The 17,646-nt window shown below is 67.7% G+C and carries 19 protein-coding genes and 1 tRNA gene; 16 read left to right on the plus strand and 4 right to left on the minus strand.

The annotated features are described in order from the left end of the window. Positions 1–9: 9 nt before the first annotated feature. The 4 genes from pstS to pstB all read left to right on the plus strand — a co-directional run bounded on the left by pstS (position 10) and on the right by pstB (position 4,131). Positions 10–1,122: a phosphate ABC transporter substrate-binding protein PstS gene (pstS, locus tag IW252_RS08160; RefSeq protein WP_196836099.1), complete on the plus strand. Its 1,113-nt coding sequence runs from the start codon at positions 10–12 to the stop codon at positions 1,120–1,122. Positions 1,123–1,247: 125 nt separating this feature from the next. Then, positions 1,248–2,198, plus strand: coding sequence for a phosphate ABC transporter permease subunit PstC (gene pstC / locus IW252_RS08165; RefSeq protein WP_331271491.1), 951 nt, complete (start codon positions 1,248–1,250; stop codon positions 2,196–2,198). A gap of 8 nt (positions 2,199–2,206) precedes the next feature. Next, positions 2,207–3,322 carry a phosphate ABC transporter permease PstA gene (gene pstA / locus IW252_RS08170; protein ID WP_196837194.1) on the plus strand — a complete coding sequence of 372 codons (1,116 nt, stop codon included), beginning with the start codon at positions 2,207–2,209 and terminating at the stop codon, positions 3,320–3,322. Between the two features lie 29 nt (positions 3,323–3,351). Then, positions 3,352–4,131: a phosphate ABC transporter ATP-binding protein PstB gene (gene pstB, locus IW252_RS08175; protein WP_196836100.1), complete on the plus strand. Its 780-nt coding sequence runs from the start codon at positions 3,352–3,354 to the stop codon at positions 4,129–4,131. A gap of 141 nt (positions 4,132–4,272) precedes the next feature. Here pstB and IW252_RS08180 read toward each other — a convergent pair whose 3' ends face one another. From IW252_RS08180 to IW252_RS08190, 3 genes are all read right to left on the minus strand, one after another. Beyond that, on the minus strand, positions 4,273–5,295 hold the full coding sequence (locus IW252_RS08180) for an inorganic phosphate transporter (protein ID WP_196836101.1): 1,023 nt from the start codon (positions 5,293–5,295) through the stop codon (positions 4,273–4,275). Between the two features lie 4 nt (positions 5,296–5,299). Further along, positions 5,300–5,917, minus strand: coding sequence for a DUF47 domain-containing protein (locus IW252_RS08185; protein WP_196836102.1), 618 nt, complete (start codon positions 5,915–5,917; stop codon positions 5,300–5,302). A gap of 279 nt (positions 5,918–6,196) precedes the next feature. Further along, positions 6,197–6,856, minus strand: coding sequence for a hypothetical protein (locus IW252_RS08190; RefSeq protein WP_196836103.1), 660 nt, complete (start codon positions 6,854–6,856; stop codon positions 6,197–6,199). Positions 6,857–6,982: 126 nt separating this feature from the next. Here IW252_RS08190 and IW252_RS08195 point away from each other — a divergent pair. From IW252_RS08195 to chrA, 3 genes are all read left to right on the plus strand, one after another. After that, positions 6,983–7,055: transfer RNA gene (locus IW252_RS08195), tRNA-Lys, on the plus strand. A gap of 107 nt (positions 7,056–7,162) precedes the next feature. Beyond that, complete coding sequence (locus IW252_RS08200; protein ID WP_196836104.1) at positions 7,163–7,708, plus strand: DUF421 domain-containing protein; 546 nt, start codon at positions 7,163–7,165, stop codon at positions 7,706–7,708. 85 nt (positions 7,709–7,793) lie between these two features. Further along, positions 7,794–9,008, plus strand: a complete 1,215-nt coding sequence (chrA, locus tag IW252_RS08205; RefSeq protein WP_196836105.1) for a chromate efflux transporter — start codon at positions 7,794–7,796, stop codon at positions 9,006–9,008. Between the two features lie 15 nt (positions 9,009–9,023). On the opposite strand, the gene IW252_RS08210 is transcribed toward chrA, so the two are convergent. Next, entirely contained in the window at positions 9,024–9,395 is a 372-nt protein-coding gene (locus IW252_RS08210; RefSeq protein WP_196836106.1) for an iron chaperone, read from the minus strand. A gap of 150 nt (positions 9,396–9,545) precedes the next feature. On the opposite strand from IW252_RS08210, the gene IW252_RS08215 reads away from it, so the two are divergent. From IW252_RS08215 to IW252_RS08255, 9 genes are all read left to right on the plus strand, one after another. Beyond that, the gene (locus IW252_RS08215) at positions 9,546–10,541 is read left to right on the plus strand and encodes an ATP-binding cassette domain-containing protein (protein WP_196836107.1); all 996 of its coding nucleotides are present in this window, start codon (positions 9,546–9,548) and stop codon (positions 10,539–10,541) included. Next, on the plus strand, positions 10,538–11,368 hold the full coding sequence (locus IW252_RS08220) for an ABC transporter permease (protein ID WP_196836108.1): 831 nt from the start codon (positions 10,538–10,540) through the stop codon (positions 11,366–11,368). The genes IW252_RS08215 and IW252_RS08220 overlap by 4 nt, the downstream gene beginning before the upstream one ends. 17 nt (positions 11,369–11,385) lie before the next feature. Next, positions 11,386–11,835 carry a VOC family protein gene (locus IW252_RS08225; protein ID WP_196836109.1) on the plus strand — a complete coding sequence of 150 codons (450 nt, stop codon included), beginning with the start codon at positions 11,386–11,388 and terminating at the stop codon, positions 11,833–11,835. Positions 11,836–11,886: 51 nt separating this feature from the next. Next, positions 11,887–13,059: an MFS transporter gene (locus IW252_RS08230; protein WP_196836110.1), complete on the plus strand. Its 1,173-nt coding sequence runs from the start codon at positions 11,887–11,889 to the stop codon at positions 13,057–13,059. Positions 13,060–13,383: 324 nt separating this feature from the next. Further along, complete coding sequence (locus IW252_RS08235; RefSeq protein WP_196836111.1) at positions 13,384–14,694, plus strand: endonuclease/exonuclease/phosphatase family protein; 1,311 nt, start codon at positions 13,384–13,386, stop codon at positions 14,692–14,694. Between the two features lie 86 nt (positions 14,695–14,780). Then, entirely contained in the window at positions 14,781–15,572 is a 792-nt protein-coding gene (locus tag IW252_RS08240; RefSeq protein ID WP_196836112.1) for a hypothetical protein, read from the plus strand. A gap of 110 nt (positions 15,573–15,682) precedes the next feature. After that, entirely contained in the window at positions 15,683–16,546 is an 864-nt protein-coding gene (locus IW252_RS08245; protein WP_196836113.1) for a glycerophosphodiester phosphodiesterase, read from the plus strand. Beyond that, positions 16,537–17,250 (plus strand): AzlC family ABC transporter permease, encoded by a 714-nt coding sequence (locus IW252_RS08250; protein ID WP_196836114.1) that lies wholly within the window; start codon positions 16,537–16,539, stop codon positions 17,248–17,250. Before IW252_RS08245 ends, IW252_RS08250 begins: the two co-directional genes overlap by 10 nt. After that, a complete protein-coding gene (locus IW252_RS08255; protein WP_196836115.1) occupies positions 17,247–17,567 on the plus strand; it encodes an AzlD domain-containing protein in 321 nt (106 codons plus the stop codon). Before IW252_RS08250 ends, IW252_RS08255 begins: the two co-directional genes overlap by 4 nt. Positions 17,568–17,646: the final 79 nt, after the last annotated feature.

Consider the following 17,646-nt stretch of genomic DNA (forward strand, 5'->3'; position numbering starts at 1 on the left):
GGGAACCACGTGAAGAAGCTGAGCTTCGCCAAGTCCGCGGCAGTACTTTCCGTCGCCGCTCTGGCCCTGACCGCCTGCGGCGGCTCGAACAACCCGACGCCCGAAAACACTGGCGGCGAGGCCAACGGCGGCGGCTCGCTGTCCGGCACCATCAGCGGCGGCGGCGCTTCCTCGCAGGAAGCGGCCATGACCGCGTGGATCGACGGCTTCCGCTCCGTCGAGTCCGGCGCGACCGTTCAGTACAACCCCGTCGGCTCCGGCTCCGGCCGCGAGGGCTTCCTGGCCGAGCAGTACATCTTCGCAGGCTCCGACGCCGCCATGGACGCCGAGGAGCTGGAAGCCTCGCAGCAGGTCTGCGGCCCCGACGGCGCCTTCCACATCCCGGGCTACATCTCCCCGGTGGCCGTGGCCTTCAACCTCGAGGGCATTGACTCCCTGAACCTCGACGCCGAGACCATCGCGGGCATCTTCGCCGGCGAGATCACCACCTGGAACGACGCCGCCATCGCGGACCAGAACCCGGACGCCGACCTGCCGGACACCCCGATCACCGTGGTGCACCGCGCTGACTCCTCCGGCACCACCGAGAACTTCACCGACTACCTGGCCGCTGCCGCCGCCGACACCTGGACGTGGGGCGTCGTTGAGGACTGGCCGCAGGAGATCGTCGCTGAGAACGCCCAGGGCACCCAGGGCGTCGTCGGCCAGGTCACCGCCACGGACGGTGCGATCACCTACTCCGACGCCTCCGCCGTGGGCGATCTGGGCACCGTCGCCGTCAAGGTCGGCGAAGAGTACGTCCCGTACTCCGCCGAGGCCGCGGCCAAGGCCGTGGAGAACTCCAACCCGGTCGAGGGCGCTGCCGAGAACGACATGGCCGTGGAACTGGACCGCAACACCACCGCCGAGGGCTCCTACCCGATCGTGCTGGTTTCCTACCACATCTACTGCAACGAGTACGCGGATCAGGAAACCGCCGACTTGGTGAAGGCCTTCGCCGAGTACGTCGTGTCCGAGGACGGCCAGAGCACCGCCGAGGGATCCGCCGGCAACGCGCCGATCTCCGACTCCCTCCGCGAGCGCGCTCTCGAGTCCATCTCGGGCATCGGCGTCCAGGGCTAAGTTCGTCAGGCCACGCCTAGCGCAACACCACCCAATGGTCTCCGTGGCATCCCCCTCAGCCGCGGAGACCATTGCGTGCGTTCGCTACCCTTGATCAAGTCATTCCTACCGTTCAAAGGAATCTCGTGACTACAACCACCTCGCAGTCCTCGCTGCATGATCCCAAAGCGGCGGGTGGCCGCGCCGGAGACAAGATCTTCTCCGGCACAGCGCTCACCGCGGGCATCATCATCTTGGCCATTCTGGCCTTCGTCGCGCTGTACCTCGTCATCGAATCCCTCCCCGCGCTGACCGCGGGCGAAGGCGAGCTCTCCCACGGCAAGACGAGCTTCTGGTCCTACGTCGGCCCCATGGTGGTCGGCACTATCCTCGCTTCCGGCGTCGCCCTCCTGATCGCTACTCCCGTGGCCGTCGGCGTCGCCCTCTTCATCTCCCACTACGCGCCGAAGAAGCTGAGCCAGCCCATCGGCTACGTCATCGACCTCCTCGCCGCCATCCCCTCCGTGGTCTACGGCGCTTGGGGCATGACCTTCCTCGGCCCGCTGCTGGTGCCGCTCTATGAGTGGCTGCACGAGTACGCCGGGTGGATCCCGATCTTCGGCGGTGAGCCCTCCCAGACGGGCCGAACCCTCTTTACGGCTTCCGTAGTGCTGGCCGTCATGGTGCTGCCGATCATCACCAGCCTGTGCCGCGAGATCTTCGTGCAAACCCCGAAGCTGCATGAGGAGGCCGCCCTGGCCCTGGGCGCCACCCGCTGGGAGATGGTCAAGATGGCCGTCTTCCCCTTCGCCCGCGCCGGCATCGTTTCCGCCGTCATGCTGGGCCTTGGGCGCGCGTTGGGTGAAACCATGGCCGTGGCCCTGGTGCTCTCCCCGGGCGCACTGCAGGCCAGCCTCATCTCCGCGGGTAACCAGACGATCCCCGCCGAAATCGCCCTCAACTTCCCGGAGGCCTTCGGCATGCGCCAGAACGAGCTGATTGCGGCCGGCCTGGTCCTGTTCGTCATCACCCTGGTGGTCAACATGATCGCCCGCTGGATCGTCAGCCGCCACAAGGAATTCTCGGGAGCGAACTAATGAGCACCATGACGAATACCGACCTCGAGAACAAGGGCCGTTCCAAGCTCACCGCAGGCCAGAAGCCCACGTGGACCTGGATCGCGTGCCTCGCTGGCGCCGCCGTCGTGGCCGCTGCCATCATGACCGTCATCGGCTTCAACGTCGCCGGCTGGGTCATCACCACCGCCATTGGCTACGTGCTGGCGATGTATGTGACCACCCGCGTCATCGAAAACGGGCGCAAGGCTACCGACGGCCTGTGGACCAACTTGGTGGTGGCCGCCTTCCTGATCGCCCTCCTGCCCCTGGTCTCCGTGATTTGGACCGTGCTCTCGATCGGCCTGCCGGGTCTCGTCGAGCAGGGCTTCCTCGCCTCGGACATGCTCGGCATCACCGGCGCCGTTGACCAGCAGACGGCGGCGGAGGGCACCAACGTCCTCGGCGGCGTGAAGCACGCGCTCATCGGCTCGCTGCTCATCACCCTCGGCGCCACCGTCATTTCGGTGCCGATCGGTCTGCTGACCTCGATCTACCTCGTGGAGTACAGCCGCGGCGGAGCGTTCGCCCGCGCCATCACGTTCTTTGTGGACGTGATGACGGGCATCCCGTCCATCGTCGCAGGCCTCTTCGCCGCCGGCCTCATGATGACCCTGGTGGGCCCCGGCGACAACGTGATGGGCTTCTCCGCGGTCATCGCGCTGTCCGTGTTGATGATTCCCGTGGTGGTCCGCTCCACCGAGGAAATGCTGCGTGTGGTGCCGAACGAGCTCCGCGAAGCGTCCTACGCTCTGGGCGTGCGCAAGTGGCGCACCATCCTCAAGGTGGTGATTCCGACGGCGATCTCCGGCATTGCCTCCGGCGTCACCTTGGCCATCGCCCGCGTGATCGGCGAGACCGCGCCGATCCTTGTCACCGCAGGCGTGGCGATCCAGACCAACTGGAACCTCTTCAAGGACTGGATGATGTCCCTGCCGGTCTACATTTACCGGCAGATGATGTTCCCGACCGCCCCGGCCGCTCCGGATCCCTCGGAGCAGCGCGCGTGGGGCGCGGCACTCCTGCTGATCATCATCGTCATGCTCCTCAACCTGCTGGCCCGCGTTATCGCCAAGGTCTTCGCCCCGAAGAAGACCGGCCGCTGATCCCCTCGAGATTTTTGTAAAGGAACACCATGTCTAAGCGTATTGACGCCATTGACCTCAACGTCTACTACGGCAAGTTCCGTGCCGTTGAAGACGTCAACATCAACATTGACCCCAAGTCCGTCACCGCGTTCATCGGCCCGTCCGGCTGCGGCAAGACGACCTTCCTGCGCACCCTGAACCGGATGCACGAGGTCCTGCCCGGTGCCCACGTGGACGGCAAGCTGCTGCTCGACGGCGACGACATTTACGGCCCTGGAGTGGACCCGGTGAGCGTGCGTTCCATGGTGGGCATGGTCTTCCAGCGCCCCAACCCGTTCCCCACGATGTCCATCCGGGAGAACGTGTTGGCCGGCCTGAAGCTCAATGGCAAGCGGATCTCCAAGGGCGATGCCGACGCCGTCGTGGAGAAGTCCCTGCGCGGCGCCAACCTGTGGAAAGAGGTCAAGGATCGGCTGGATAAGCCGGGCTCCGGCCTCTCCGGCGGCCAGCAGCAGCGCCTCTGCATCGCCCGGACGATCGCGGTGGAGCCCGAGGTCATCCTGATGGATGAGCCGTGTTCGGCGCTGGATCCGATCTCCACGCTGGCCGTGGAGGACCTGATCGCCGAGCTCAAGGAGCAGTACACGGTGGTCATCGTCACCCACAACATGCAGCAGGCGGCCCGCGTCTCGGACAAGACGGCGTTCTTCAACATCGCCGGCACCGGCAAGCCGGGCAAGCTGATCGAGTACGCCGAAACCTCGCAGATCTTCAACAATCCGCAGGAGAAGGCCACGGAGGATTACGTCTCCGGCCGCTTTGGATAGACCGAAGACCCAAGTTTCCCTGCGGCGGTGAACGGACGCTGCAGGGGTGGCCCCGGACTTCTCCGGGGGATCTTGAGGGGATCGACGGCGGGGGCCTGGCACCAGCGATGGTGCGAGGCCCCCGCCGTTCCAGTTAAACGCTCAGCCCGTCAGGGGGTGCAGCGCGAGATAGAGGACCCAGCCGCCGACGGCGCAGAGCGCGGGACCCACCACCCAGTAGCCGAGGAGGCGCCCGATGCGCCCCCAGTGCACGGATTCAAAGCGCTGGTTGGCACCCGCGCCGACGACGGCGCTGGTCACCGCCTGCGTGGTGGAGAGCGGCAGGTGCAGGACGAGCGAGCCGGCAAACAGCATCGTCGCGGACACGCCTTGGGCCACGGCGCCGCGCAGCGGGTCGAACCGAACCATGCGGTACCCGATGGTGTGGGCGATCCGCCAGCCGCCACCGAGCGCCCCGAGCCCCATGCACATAGCCGCGGCGAGTGGGGCCCAGAAGGGGATGGTGGCCTCGGCCGCCGTGCCGGAGGTGTACATGACGGCGGCCAACGTCATCACGGCGGCGTTCCGCTGGCCGTCCTGGAGTCCGTTGCCGAGGGCGACGGCCATGGACATGATCGACTGGCCGGCGCGGCTCATGGTGGTCACGCGCGCCGACGTGGAGTGACGGACCAGCCACGTGGCCGGGATGGTCAGGAGGAAGGAGGCGCCAAAAGCGAGCGCTGGCGTCAGCACGATGGGGATCAGCACGCCGCCGAGCAGGATCAGCGGGACGCCGAGGGCGTCGTGCGGATGGATCATGGCCGAGCCCAAGAGCGCCCCGGCCAGCGCCGCGAACAGTGCGTGTGTGGAGGAATGCGGGATGCCCCGGGACCAGCACCACACCAGCCAGACGCCGGCGGCGATCAGCGCCGCGGCCAACGTGCCCAGGCCCTCCGCGGGGGAGTGGTAATTGAAATTGGCGAAGTCCAGCAGGGCGAGGGAGAAGGAGGACGTGAGCAGGGTGCCCAGAGCCGAGAACAGGGCTGCGGAGATCACCGCAATCTTGGGGCGCAGCGCGCCGGTCCGCACGGCCCCGGCAATGGAATTGGCGGCGTCGCGAAACCCGTTGAGGAACGTGAAGGCGCACGCCAGCAGGATCACGACGCCGAAGAGCAGGGTCAGCATCGGGTCAGGACTCTTTGACGAGGACGCGTCCGAGGTGGTCGGCGACAGCGTGGAGGCGAGACGCCGCGGCGAGCATCTGGTCCGCGACGGCGCGATGCCGGATGATCGTGGAGGAGCGCTGCAGCTCGGCGGTTTCGCCCACCCACGCATGGTGGGTGCGCCCGACGCGCTTGTTGAGTCGCATCAGCTGCAGCCACGTGTCTTCGAGGTCATCGAGCCGGTCCAGGCTGCCCAGCGCCGTGGTGGTCAGGGAGGCCTGCCGGCCCATCAGCTCCAGCTGCTCGGCGGCGCGGTGGGAGATCCACTTCAGGTCCGTGCTGGTCATCAGATCGCCCACGCTGCGCAGCTCGCCGACCGTGTCATGGAGCAGGCGGGAGAAGGTGTAGAGGTCCTCGCGGGGGACCGGCGTGACGTAGCTGGTGCGCAGCTGGGTCAGGAGCGCATAGTGGGTATCGAGTGCGTGGAGATCCGCCCGGTCCAACACGGCGAGCTGGGCCTCGTTGTCAGAGGACAAGACGCCGAGGATCTCTGACAGCGCCTGCACGCAGTCCTGAATAGTGGTGCACAGCTCGCCCAGCAGCTCGAGGCTGCGGGTCTCCTGCGGGAAGAGGCTGAATTTCACGTGTCGAACCGCCGATGTGGTGCCAGATGGGTCATCGGGCAACATCATACGTGGCTCAGGTGACGCAGAGTGCCGTCGATGAACCGGAGCGGACCGCTCCAGCAGGCCAGCGGCGAAGAAGATTTAATGGCGCCGAACCGGGAACGCCTCTCGGCGGAAGGCCGCTCGAAGCGGCTGAGTGTTGGAGCCCGGGGTTACCTCGGCCCGACGCCTGACCCTAGTTTTCTCCTCCCGCGCAGCCGTGTCAACAAGCACGGCCGGCGTGGGACGATTCGCGGATTAGTCGAGTTCCTCGCGGCGCCACAGCTTGGCCGAGGTCTCCAGATCCTCGGCGGTCTTGATGAGCTGTCCGGCCTGCTGGGTGAGCTTGCGGGCATGGTTCTCATTGCTCGGTTCCAGCTCGTGAGCATGCTCGGTCTGGCCTAGAGCGATCACCCGGCAGAACGCCGCGGTGCGCTCGAGCGCCACGTCGAAGTCGCCGTCGAACGCCCCCGAGAGAATCGAGTCCGCCATGGTGCGCAGCTCGTCTGCACCGGGTGGCTCGGCCACCCCGGCGACCGCGTGGGAGACCTGCGCCGTGCTGCGCCCGGCGGAAAAGTAGGCGGCCATGCGCTCGGGATCACGCACGACGGCGGAGCGCAGCGCGTACAGCCGCCAGAGGGCGCCGGGGAGCGAATGGGCGGGGGACTCGCTCCAGAGCTCGGCAATGGCCTCGAGCCCCTCCTTGTCCGCGAGTGCCACGAGGCGCTCGGTAACCTGCGGGTCCTCCGAGTCACGGCCGTGGTGCACCAGCGCGTGCGCGGCGAGGTGCGCGGCCTCGGAAACCCGTGCGGGATCCGGGCCCCCGGGGAATGGCTCGAAGTCCAACGGTTCGAACGGCTTCGGCTTGTGGTGCCGGAACGGGGCGACCTGATGCTGGCGAGCTGGATGCGCGTTCATGGCGCACACGATACTCCGGTGGGGGCCAATGCGCGACGGCCCGGCGGGCGCGCTCGCGGCCCGGCTGGTCGGCGGTCGCGATGGGTGTGCGGTAGCATGTTTAGCGGTCCTTTTTGCAAGGGCCACGGGCCTTTAGCTCAGTTGGTAGAGCACTGGACTTTTAATCCATTGGTCGCGGGTTCGAGCCCCGCAGGGCCCACCCATACCCCATTTCGCCCCGCGTGCGGCCGCCATCCCGGTCCGCCCGCGGGGCGAGTGCGTTGGCGCCTCACTAGACTGGGCGGCACAACGAAAGGGAGGCTACTGGTGTCCGGATTGCTCGGGATCACCTGGTTGGAGGCCGGCGCCGTCGCGCTGGCCACCGTCGGAATGTACGTGGCGTTGATCGTGCTGGTTCGGTTACTCGGCCAGCGCATGCTCTCGTCGATGTCCAGCTATGATCTGGCCGCCGTGATCGCCTTCGGCGGCATTATTGCCCGCGCCTCGCTCGGCGATGCGCCCCGGCTGGGCGGGGGCGTCGTCGCCCTCGTGACCCTGGTGGCGCTCCAAGCGCTCTCCGGCCTCGTGCGGCGCACCCGTTGGGGGTTCGCGCTGATTGTGAATCGCCCCGTCCTCATCATGGCTGGGCCCGAGGTCATCGAGGCGCACCTGCGCCGCTGCCACATCACGCGGCGCGAGCTGAACTCCCGCCTGCGGCAGTCCGGGATCTCCCACCCTTCTCAAGTCGGCGCCGTGGTGTTTGAGGCCTCCGGGGCGCTGAGTGTGATTCGCGCCGGTCAGCCGATTGACCCCGAGCTCTTCGAGACCGTCATCGGGGGCGAGGCGCTGCTCGGGTCCGCCGCGCGCGACTAATCGCCGCGACCACCGAAGCGGCGGACCCCAAAAATTCACCCGGCGAACCTCGACTCCGCCGAGCGGCCGGGCGAAGATGGTGCGGATGAGCACCCGTGAACGCGACCCCAGCCTCCCGCTCCCGCCCGGAACGGTGCGGGAGGTCTTCGGAGCTTTCCTGCTCCTAGGGTTGACCTCCTTTGGTGGCCCGGTCGCGCACTTGGGGTACTTCCGCGAGGCGTTCGTCGAGCGTCGCCGCTGGCTCACGGACGCCGCCTATGCGGACGTCGTGGCCCTCTGTCAGTTCCTGCCCGGCCCGGCGTCCAGCCAAGTGGGTATGGCCCTGGGTTTGCAGCGGGCGGGGCTGCCCGGGCTGATCGCCGCGTGGGTCGGCTTCACGCTGCCCTCGGCCGTGCTGCTCGTGGCGTTCGCGTTTGGCGTCGCGGCGCTGGGAGACGCCGCGGGGACCGGTTGGATAGCGGGCTTGAAGGCCGCCGCGGTCGCCGTCGTCGCCCACGCGGTCATCGCGATGGCGCGCACGCTGGCCCCCGACGCGCGGCGCGCGGGCCTCGCCGCTGCCGGCGCCGTCGTCGTCCTCCTCGCCCCTCACCCGGGCGTTCAGGTGGCCGTGATCGTGGCCGGAGCGCTCGCCGGGCTGGCCCTGATGCGCGGGCCTGCGGCGCCCGACGCCGGGACGCTCGGGGTGCACGTGAGCCGTCCCGTCGCCGTGGGCGCGCTGGCGCTCTTTGCTGTTCTGCTCGCGGGGCTGCCGATCGCGGCGGCCGTGACCGGAAATGGGGCCGTGGCGCTGGCGGAGACGTTCTACCGCGCGGGCTCGCTTGTGTTCGGCGGAGGCCACGTGGTGCTGCCCCTGTTGGAGGCGGACATGGTGCCCACGTCGCTCGTGGACCGGGACGCGTTCTTGGCGGGATATGGTGCGGCCCAAGCCGTGCCGGGCCCGCTCTTCACGTTCGCCGGGTTCTTGGGTGCCAGCACGACGACGGGGCCCACCGGCCTGCTCGGAGCCGGGATCGCGCTGCTGGCGATCTTCCTGCCCGCCGCCCTGCTTACGGTGGGCGTTCTGCCCTTCTGGGATCGGTTGCGGCAGGCGCCAAAGGCCCGTGCCGCGCTCGCCGGAGTCAACGCGGTGGTGGTGGGGATTCTCGGCGCTGCCCTCTATGACCCGGTGTTTACGGCCGGGATCACCTCGGCGGCCACGATGGCGCTGGCGGTGGCGGTCTTCGCCGCGCAGCGGGTGTTCTCCCTGCCCGCCTGGGCCGCCGTCCTCGGGGCGGGGCTGGTGGGGTGGGTGTTCCTCTGAAAACCATTCCGCCGCCTACATCCAGCCGATGCCGTCCCGCTCATGCTCGGCGATCCGGTGCTGGATCATGCGGGTGAGCAGTTCGGTGGGCAGCGGTTCCGCGTAGGGAACTTGGACGGTGCCCTTGCCGACCTTTCGGGTCCCCATCTCCGGCCGAAACTCCTCCAGCGTGCTCGGTGTGAAGGCCATGTTGGCGTGGGCCCGGTGACCGGAGAACATGAACAGGATGGTGCCGCTGGCGTGCAGGTAGGCGGGCTGATTCCACCGCACATCCTCGGCGGCTTTCGGTGCCGCCCGCCGGCTCAGGTCCCGCAGTTCCTGCAGCCGGGCGCGGGCCGGGCCGTCGAATCCGGAGAGAAACTCGTCCACGCTTGAGATGTTCGCCATGGCTCGATTCTCGCCCCTGCACGGGTTCGCGTCGAGTGGATGGCTTGGGGTTCTTCTGGTGAGGCGCCCTCACTACGATGGAAGAAACGTCCCGCGGGTGCGGCGCCGTCGTGCGCACGTGCCCCCGCTGAAACAACCTCAGGGAGCACCATGGACGCAGAACTGGCCGTTGAGGCCCACGGCCTCGTGAAACGCTTCGGCGCCACCACGGCCGTCGACGGCATTGACCTGCTGATCCCGCGCGGCGGGATCTACGGCGTCCTCGGCCCCAACGGGGCCGGGAAGACGACGGCGTTGCGCATGCTCGCGACGCTCCTGAAGCCGGACGGAGGAAGCGCCCGCGTGCTGGGGCATGACGTGTTCACCGACCCGCAGCGGATCCGCGAGGAGGTGGCCCTGACCGGACAGTTCGCCTCCCTCGACGAGGATCTGACCGGCCTCGAGAACCTCGTGCTCTTGGGGCGTCTCTACGGCTTCCAGGCCGCCGCGGCCAAGGCCCGCGGGCTGGACCTGCTGGAGGCCTTCGGTCTCACCGAGGCGGCGAACCGCCAAGTCAAGAAGTACTCGGGCGGGATGCGGCGGCGGCTGGACATTGCCGGCTCCCTCATCGTCACCCCCAAGCTCATGTTCCTCGATGAGCCCACCACGGGCATCGATCCGCGCAGTCGCAATCAGATGTGGGACATCATCCGCACGCTGGTGGATGGTGGCACCACGATCCTGCTCACCACCCAATACCTCGAAGAGGCGGACCAGCTGGCCAATCGCCTCGCGGTGATCGACCACGGCCGCGTCATTGCCGAGGGCACGCCAGGCCAGCTCAAGGCTCAGGTGGGCTCCGGGGCCCTCACGGTGCGCGTCATCGATCCCGATGACCGGCCGCGCGCGGAGGCGGTTCTGGACGCGGCGCTGGGCGTCGACGTCGTCCGGGAGTCTGATCCGGCGGCCCTCTCCACCACCATCACGGCGGGGCAGAGCCCCGCCAAGGCCCTCGCCGCACTGGAGGAGGCCGGTCTGGAGATCGAATCCTTTGCCCTCGGCCAACCCAGCCTGGACGAGGTGTTTCTGGCGCTCACCGGCAAACCTGCCGAGGAGCGCACCCCTGCCGAATCCCACGAGTCCGCCGCAACGCAGGAGGGGCGATGAGCACCGAGACCCATCACGAGGCCGCCCGGGTCAGCAGCGTCCTGCTCCCCGAGGCGGAACGGCCACGGCCGGCCGGCGCCATCAGCTCCTCCATCACGTACGGCTGGCGCGCCCTCCTGAAAATCAAACACATTCCGGAGCAGCTGTTCGACGTCACGGTCTTCCCCATCATGATGACCGTCATGTTCTCCACCATCTTTGGCGGGGCACTGGCCGGCGGCATCGGCGACTACATTCAGTGGCTCATCCCCGGCGTCTTCGTCCAAACGCTGGTGATGATCACCATGTACACGGGCCTGACCCTGAACCGGGACATCTCCAAGGGAGTCTTCGACCGGTTCCGCTCCCTGCCGGTGTGGCGTCCCTCCCAGTTAGTCGGGGCGTTGCTGGGGGATCAAGTGCGGTACACCATCGCCGGCGTCATCATCTTGGTGGTCGGCTTCCTCATGGGCTTCCGTCCGGCAGGCGGTCTCACCGGAGTCGTCCTTTCCTTCCTGTTGCTGTTGGTGTTCAGCTTCTGCCTGTCCTGGGTCTGGACCATGGTGGCGTTGTTGATGCGCACGGAACAGGCGGCCATGGGGGTGTCCATGTTCATCCTCATGCCGCTGACCTTCGTTTCCAACATCTTCGTGGATCCGCGCACCATGCCGGACTGGCTGCAGGGATTCGTCGAGGTCAACCCGGTGAGCGTGATCGTCGCGACGATTCGGGACCTCATGGGCGGTGTGTACGACGCCGGTTCGATCCTGCTGGTTCTGGTCTACTGCGCGGTCTTGGTGGCGGTCTTTGGCCCCATTTCGATGTACCTCTATAACCGCAAGAGCTGACGGCGTAGCCTGCCTGCATGAACGCCCTTGGCCAGCAGGCCCACTTCATCACCCTGTCGACCCCTGATCTGGAGGCCGCCCGTGATTTCTACGTGGTGGGCCTCGGTTGGGAGCCCCTGCTGGATGTCCCCGGGGAGATCATCTTCTTTCAAATCGCCCCGGGCACGGTGCTGGGGTTCTTCGACGCCCTGAAGTTCGGTCAGGACCTAGGCCACGAGCCGGCCACGCAGGGTGCCCACGGAGCCAGCGGCATGACGCTGGCGCACAACGTGGGCACGCGTGGCGAGGTGGCCGGCGTCGTGCGGACGATGCAGGCCGCCGGAGGGCGGGTGGTGACCTCGCCGCGGGAGGGGGCCTTCGGCGGGATTTTCCATGCGCACGTGGCAGACCCCAACGGCGTCATCTGGGAGGTGGCCCACAACCCGGGCTGGTCAATCGACGACGACGGCGGCGTTAACCTCAGCTGACGCGGCGGGTCGCAGTCGGGGCTCCGCGTGGAAGGCGGGAGAGTATTAGGTATGCCGTCCTATTCCTTGCGCCGCGCCCGCGTGTCCGCCATGCTCGCCTTCGCCACAAACGGCGCCCTGCCGGCGTCGTTCCTGGCCCGCTATGCGGAGGTTAAGGAGCAGTTGGGGGTCGGCGACGGCCTGTTCGGTCTCCTCGTCGTTGGCATGACCATCGGCGGCGCGGCGGCGTTCCACCTCCCGGCGGTGGTGTTGCGCCGTTTCGGCACGCCGAGGACCACGGCCTGGGGCACCGTCTGGGTGGCGCTTGCCGTGTTGCTCGCGGCCACGGGCGTGGTGACGGGCCATGCGTGGCTGTTCTTTGTGGGGCTTTTCTGTGCCGGGCTCGGGGACGCCTGCGTGGACGTGGGTCAGAATTCCCAAGGCCTGCGGGTGCAGGAGGGGTATGGACGTTCGCTCCTGAACTTCATGCACGCTGGCTGGAGCATTGGTGCGGCCGTCGGCGGCGCCGTCGGTACCGTGCTGGCCATCATCGATGTGCCCCTGCTGGCCCACGTCGCCCTGTGGGGAGGCCTCTGCGTGGTGGCCATGTTCGTGGCAGCCAGTGGCTTCATACCGGAGGCCGGTCCCGCGGCGGAGGAGGCGCCCGCCTCCGGCTTGAGCCGCAGGGCGATTGTGAAGTTCCTCGTCCCGTTGGCGCTCGTGGCCCTCGCGGGGATCACCGTGGAGGATCTCGGCAACAACTGGTCCGCCGTGCTGCTGGCGACGGAGCGCGACGTGCCGATCGCGTCCGCGGGAATCGCCTTGTCCGTGATGTTGGGTGCGCAGTTTATTGGGCGGCTGCTCGGTGATCGCGTGGTGGATCGGATCGGCGACAGCGCCGCGCTGCGCATCAGCCTCGTCATGATCCTCGTGGGCGTCCTTGGGGCGGCGTGGGCGCCAAACATGGCGCTGACGCTCGTGGCCTTCGCCCTAGCCGGGCTGGGTTGCGCCGTGACCGTGCCGATTGCCTTCGCCCGGGCCGATGCCGTGCCGGGGCTCCCTCCGCATTCTGGGGTGACGTGGGTCAGCTGGGCGATGCGTGCAGCGACGATTTGCCTGAGCCCGTTGACCGGCGGGCTGAGTGCGGCCTTCTCACTGCCGCTCGCCATGAGCGTCCTGAGCCTGATCGCCGTGGTGGCGCTCATCTTCCAGCTGCGCGAGCGGCGCGCGAGCGCGACGAGCTAGCGGATGCGGGCTGGCGGCGCTGGGCTGTTCCCATCGCGGGTTTATCGATATTTATGATCCATAAGGGTCACATCCAGCCGCTAGATGACGCGCCGCGCACGCTCGTGAAAGATATCAATCAGGCAACAATGGGTGCCGCTGGACCAAAGTGCCAGCTGGGAAGAGGCTGAGAGTAGGGCTGCCGGGGGGCGGCTGGATCCGCATGATTCAGCGGATGTGTCGATTCGGCTGCTTGGCGTGCGCGGCTGATTCGTTTCATTTCCGTGATCCACAGGATGCGCAACGACTGTTCCAGATGGTGCGAACTCCTTTACGCTGGGGGTCATGCATTCGTTGAAGCGGGCGCTCGCCGCCGTCATGACCTCCGCTGCCCTCGCGGCTGCGTCCGTCATGCCTGCGCACGCGGCAGCCCCCGCTTCTGCTCCGGCGTCCCATGGAACGGCCGTCCTCGCCAACCATGATCTGGGCACGCTGCAGACGGCCTCGGTGACCAGCCGGGCGGTTCAAACAGAGGAACCCATGCGCATCGCGACCTACAACGCCTCGCTCTTCCGCGAGGCGCCCGGCGCGCTCATCGCGGACCTCTCCAGCCGGAACAACTCCCAGGCGCAGGCCGTGGCGGAAATTATCCAGCGTTCCGCACCGGACGTGCTGCTGGTCAACGAGTTTGATTACGACGCCGAGCAGGAAGCCGCCACCCTCTTCCGGGACAACTACCTGACCGTCTCCCAGAACGGCCAGAAAGCGCTGGAGTACCCGTACATCTACACCGCGCCGTCGAACACGGGCGTGCCCACCGGTGCGGACCTCAACGGGGACGGCACCATCGGCGGCCCGGATGACGCGTTCGGCTACGGCGCCTTCGAGGGCCAGTACGGCATGGTGCTTTACTCGAAGTACCCCATCGACGTGGACTCCGTGCGCACCTTCCAGAACTTCCGGTGGGCGGATATGCCGGGCAATGTCATGCCGCGGGACTATTACGGCGAGCTCACCAGCAATGTGCTGCGCCTGTCCAGCAAGTCTCACTGGGATGTTCCGATCCGGATCGGCGACCGGACGGTGCATGTCCTCGCCGCCCACCCCACCCCGCCCTCCTTTGATGGCGAGGAGCAGCGCAACGCACGCCGCAATCACGATGAGATCCGTTTTCTGGCAGACTACGTCGCCGGCGGCGAGACGGCCTCCTACATCTACGATGACGCCGGCGCGGCCGGGGGCCTGGCGGACGGCGAAGACTTTGTGATCGTGGGCGACATGAACGCCGATCCCCAGCGGGGAGATTCCTACGATTCAGCGATCATGCAACTGCTCGACAGCGAACAGATCACGGACCCGCAGCCTCGCGCCCGTGGCGCCATCATGAGCAACCAAGACGTCTTTAACTCGCTCTTGGGGCGTGCTACCAACAACTCGTCGGGGGACAATTCCAATGCGCTGCGCACCGCCGACTTCGGCGGCAGCACGGGCAGCCTGCGGGTGGACTACGTCCTGCCATCCACGAGCATGGACGTCACCAACTCAGGCGTCTTCTGGCCAGCACCCAACCAGCCGGGCGCGGAGCTCATCCAGATGAACCCGGTCCGCAGCAGCGACCACCGGCTGGTCTGGGCCGACGTCTCCACGGGCGAGTAGTCACCCGCCGCCGGCGTGGCGTGCTCGCCGTCCCTCTGGCGCTTCGAGATCGCCCGCGGGAGCGCCTAGTTCGTTAGGCTGGGCGAGTGAGCGAACAGCCGGAGAAAATTCTCGACGTTGACGGGCAACCCGTGCGAGGCCTCAAGGGGGCCCTGCTGAGGGCCCTCGGCGTCCAGCGCCCCCTCGTCATCCGCTACCTCGAATTCCTGCGCCGAAAGCATCCCGACGCGACGCCGCACGAGATCGCGCGGCTGGTGGAACGGGATTATCGGCTGGCCGTCACCGGCGGCGGTGCGGCCGTCGGCGCCACCGCGTCCGTCCCGGGGATCGGCACCGTCACCTCTTTGGGCCTTTCCTCCGCCGCCACCATCGGCTTCCTCGAAGCCAGCGCGCTCTACGCACAGTCGTTAGCGGAGCTGCACGGGATCGCCGTCGAAGACCCTGCCAAGGCGCGGGCACTGATCATGGCCGTGGTGATGGGGGACGAGGGCTCTTCCATGATTGCCTCGCTGACCCAGCAGGCGAAGGGGCGGGGCAGCGGCCCCGTTCAAGGCTGGGGCGCCGTGTTCGGCTCGGCCACCCAGAAGGGGCTCTGGGGCAACATCGCGGCCCGAATGCAGAAGCGCTTCCTGCGCCGCTTGGCCGCAACCCAAGGCGCCTCCACGCTGGGCCGCGTGGTGCCCTTCGGCATTGGCGCCGCCATTGGTGGCGTCGGCAACCACATCCTGTCCGGCAAAATCATCGACGCTGCCAAGCTCGCCTTCGGCACGCTGCCGGAATCCATGCCAGCCGACGTCAACCAGCTCGTCGCTCAGCAGAGCCGGGCCATCGCGGATGTCGAGCGGGAGCTGGAGGCCGAGCGCCGGCGTCGTTCCTGAGGCGCGGCGCCACCCGCAGGTGACGGCTGCGCTAAACATCACGCGCCGTTTTCCCTCATTTCACCTGCCGATGCTCGCGCGTTGGCACCGGTGACCGTACGGTGAGAGGCATGTACACCGTCTACGCGCACCGCGGCTCCAGCGGCGAGTACCCCGAGCACACCCGGGCGGCCTACCTCCACGCCCTGGCCGAGCGCGCCGACGGGGTGGAATGCGACGTGCACTTGAGCGCCGACGAGGTCCCCGTCTGCTTCCACGATTCCACGGTGGACCGCACGTCCAACGGTTCGGGATCTGTCGCCTCCAAGACGCTGAGCCAGCTCCGCCGCCTCGACGTCGCCTCCTGGAAGGGCGTGCGCATCCCGGACCAGTATGGTGCGGCCAGCCAGCAGCTCATTACCCTCGAGGAACTGATTGACCTGCTGCGGCGGACGCAGCGGGAGATTGGTCTGGCGATTGAGCTCAAGCACCCCAGTCCGTTCGGCCGCCGGCTCGAGGAAAAGGTCCTTGCCGTGCTGATGCGCCAGGGATGGGACCCGGAGACGTCCCGGATCGGCAACATCCGCGTTTCCCTCATGAGCTTTGACCCGGAGGCCATCGACTACCTGCTGGAGACGATCCCCGGCTATCACCTCTGCCAGCTGATCTCTGTCCTGGATACGGAGAAGACGCGCGAGCTCGGGCTGATCGCCCGCAACGCCGTGCGCTACCTCATGCGCCGGGTGCACCACAGCGCCGAGGCCCACCTCGACGCGGGTGCGGCCGGCATCGCCGGCCCCGGGGTCGACTTCGCCAAGGCGCACCCCGAGGCCGTGAAGCGATGGGTGGAACGCGGGCTGCGGGCGCGCGTCTGGACGGTGAACACGGAGGAGGACGCGGAGTTCTTGGCCGGGCTCGGCGTCACCGAATTTACCTCCGACTACCCCGGGCGAATCCGCCACTATCTGGACCATAAACTGGAGGCATGCGCCTAACGTCCCTCTCGCTCAGGACCATCCCGCCCGTCGTCAGGGTCGCATTGTCGGTGTCCTTGGCGACGGGCCTCTATGGTGTTTCCTTCGGGGCGTTGGCCATCGCGGCGGGCCTGAATCTGTGGCAGACCGTGGCGCTGAGCGCCCTGATGTTCACCGGCGGCAGTCAGTTCGCGTTCATCGGCGTGATCGCCGGCGGCGGCACAGGTTCGGCCGCCTTCGGCGCGGCGACCCTGCTGGGGGTGCGCAATGCGCTCTACGGAATGCAGATGAATGTCCTGTTGCGGCCCGGCCGGGCGCGCAAGTACGGCGCGGCACACGTGACGATTGACGAGTCCATCGCTGTGGCGGCATCGCAGGAACATCCGGGTGAGGCCCGCCGCGGCTTTTGGTGGGCCGGGCTGGGCGTCTTCACGCTGTGGAACCTGTTCACGATCCTCGGCGCGGTGGTCGGCGATGCGCTGGGGGATCCCGCCGCGTGGGGCCTCGACGGCGCGGCGGTGGCCGCCTTCTTGGCGTTGCTGTGGCCGCGGTTGGCCAGTAGGGACCCGATCGCCCTCGCCGTGGCCGCCGCGGCCGTCACGCTGCTCACCATCCCCTGGGTGCCTTCGGGGGTGCCCATCATGATCGCGGCTCTCGTGGCCGGCCTCTGGGGTTGGCTCGGCGGGCGGGGCACGACGGCGGCACGTGAGGCGGCGCAGTCATGACCGAGGCGACGCTCTGGTGGTGGGTGCTCGCGGCGTGCGTGGCGGCCTACGGCATTAAACTGCTCGGCTATCTGGTCCCGGCTCGGGTCCTCGACAACCCGAGGATTCTGCGCGTGGCCGGGGCGGTGACCATCGGCCTCTTGGCCTCGTTGACGGCCGTGAACACGTTCGCCTCGGGCGCTCAGGTAGTGCTTGATGCGCGGATTGCGGCCCTGGTCGCTGCGGCGATTGCCCTGCTCTTGAGGGCTCCGTTCCTTCTCGTGGTCATCATCGGTGCGGCTGCCGCGGCAGGCGTGCGCCTGCTCGGGTGGGGGTAGGCCTCGCCCCAAAAAGTGATCTGGATCTCCGGCACGCATGATCCATGTCACATTTATACCCCCTTTTCGGGCTAGGCTC

This window comes from Zhihengliuella flava (genome assembly GCF_015751895.1).
Lineage (GTDB): Bacteria > Actinomycetota > Actinomycetes > Actinomycetales > Micrococcaceae > Zhihengliuella > Zhihengliuella flava.

Bases quoted from the DNA above. Each gene is read 5' to 3' on its own strand.
- IW252_RS08225 (WP_196836109.1), top strand. From the start codon at position 11,386: ATGAACGCCCTTGGCCAGCAGGCCCACTTCATCACCCTGTCGACCCCT.
- IW252_RS08215 (WP_196836107.1), top strand. From the start codon at position 9,546: ATGGACGCAGAACTGGCCGTTGAGGCCCACGGCCTCGTGAAACGCTTC.
- chrA (WP_196836105.1), top strand. From the start codon at position 7,794: ATGAGCACCCGTGAACGCGACCCCAGCCTCCCGCTCCCGCCCGGAACG.
- IW252_RS08255 (WP_196836115.1), top strand. From the start codon at position 17,247: ATGACCGAGGCGACGCTCTGGTGGTGGGTGCTCGCGGCGTGCGTGGCG.
- IW252_RS08220 (WP_196836108.1), top strand. From the start codon at position 10,538: ATGAGCACCGAGACCCATCACGAGGCCGCCCGGGTCAGCAGCGTCCTG.
- IW252_RS08245 (WP_196836113.1), top strand. From the start codon at position 15,683: ATGTACACCGTCTACGCGCACCGCGGCTCCAGCGGCGAGTACCCCGAG.
- IW252_RS08230 (WP_196836110.1), top strand. From the start codon at position 11,887: ATGCCGTCCTATTCCTTGCGCCGCGCCCGCGTGTCCGCCATGCTCGCC.
- IW252_RS08250 (WP_196836114.1), top strand. From the start codon at position 16,537: ATGCGCCTAACGTCCCTCTCGCTCAGGACCATCCCGCCCGTCGTCAGG.
- IW252_RS08180 (WP_196836101.1), bottom strand. From the start codon at position 5,295: ATGCTGACCCTGCTCTTCGGCGTCGTGATCCTGCTGGCGTGCGCCTTC.
- IW252_RS08235 (WP_196836111.1), top strand. From the start codon at position 13,384: ATGCATTCGTTGAAGCGGGCGCTCGCCGCCGTCATGACCTCCGCTGCC.
- IW252_RS08210 (WP_196836106.1), bottom strand. From the start codon at position 9,395: ATGGCGAACATCTCAAGCGTGGACGAGTTTCTCTCCGGATTCGACGGC.
- IW252_RS08190 (WP_196836103.1), bottom strand. From the start codon at position 6,856: ATGAACGCGCATCCAGCTCGCCAGCATCAGGTCGCCCCGTTCCGGCAC.
- pstB (WP_196836100.1), top strand. From the start codon at position 3,352: ATGTCTAAGCGTATTGACGCCATTGACCTCAACGTCTACTACGGCAAG.
- pstA (WP_196837194.1), top strand. From the start codon at position 2,207: ATGACGAATACCGACCTCGAGAACAAGGGCCGTTCCAAGCTCACCGCA.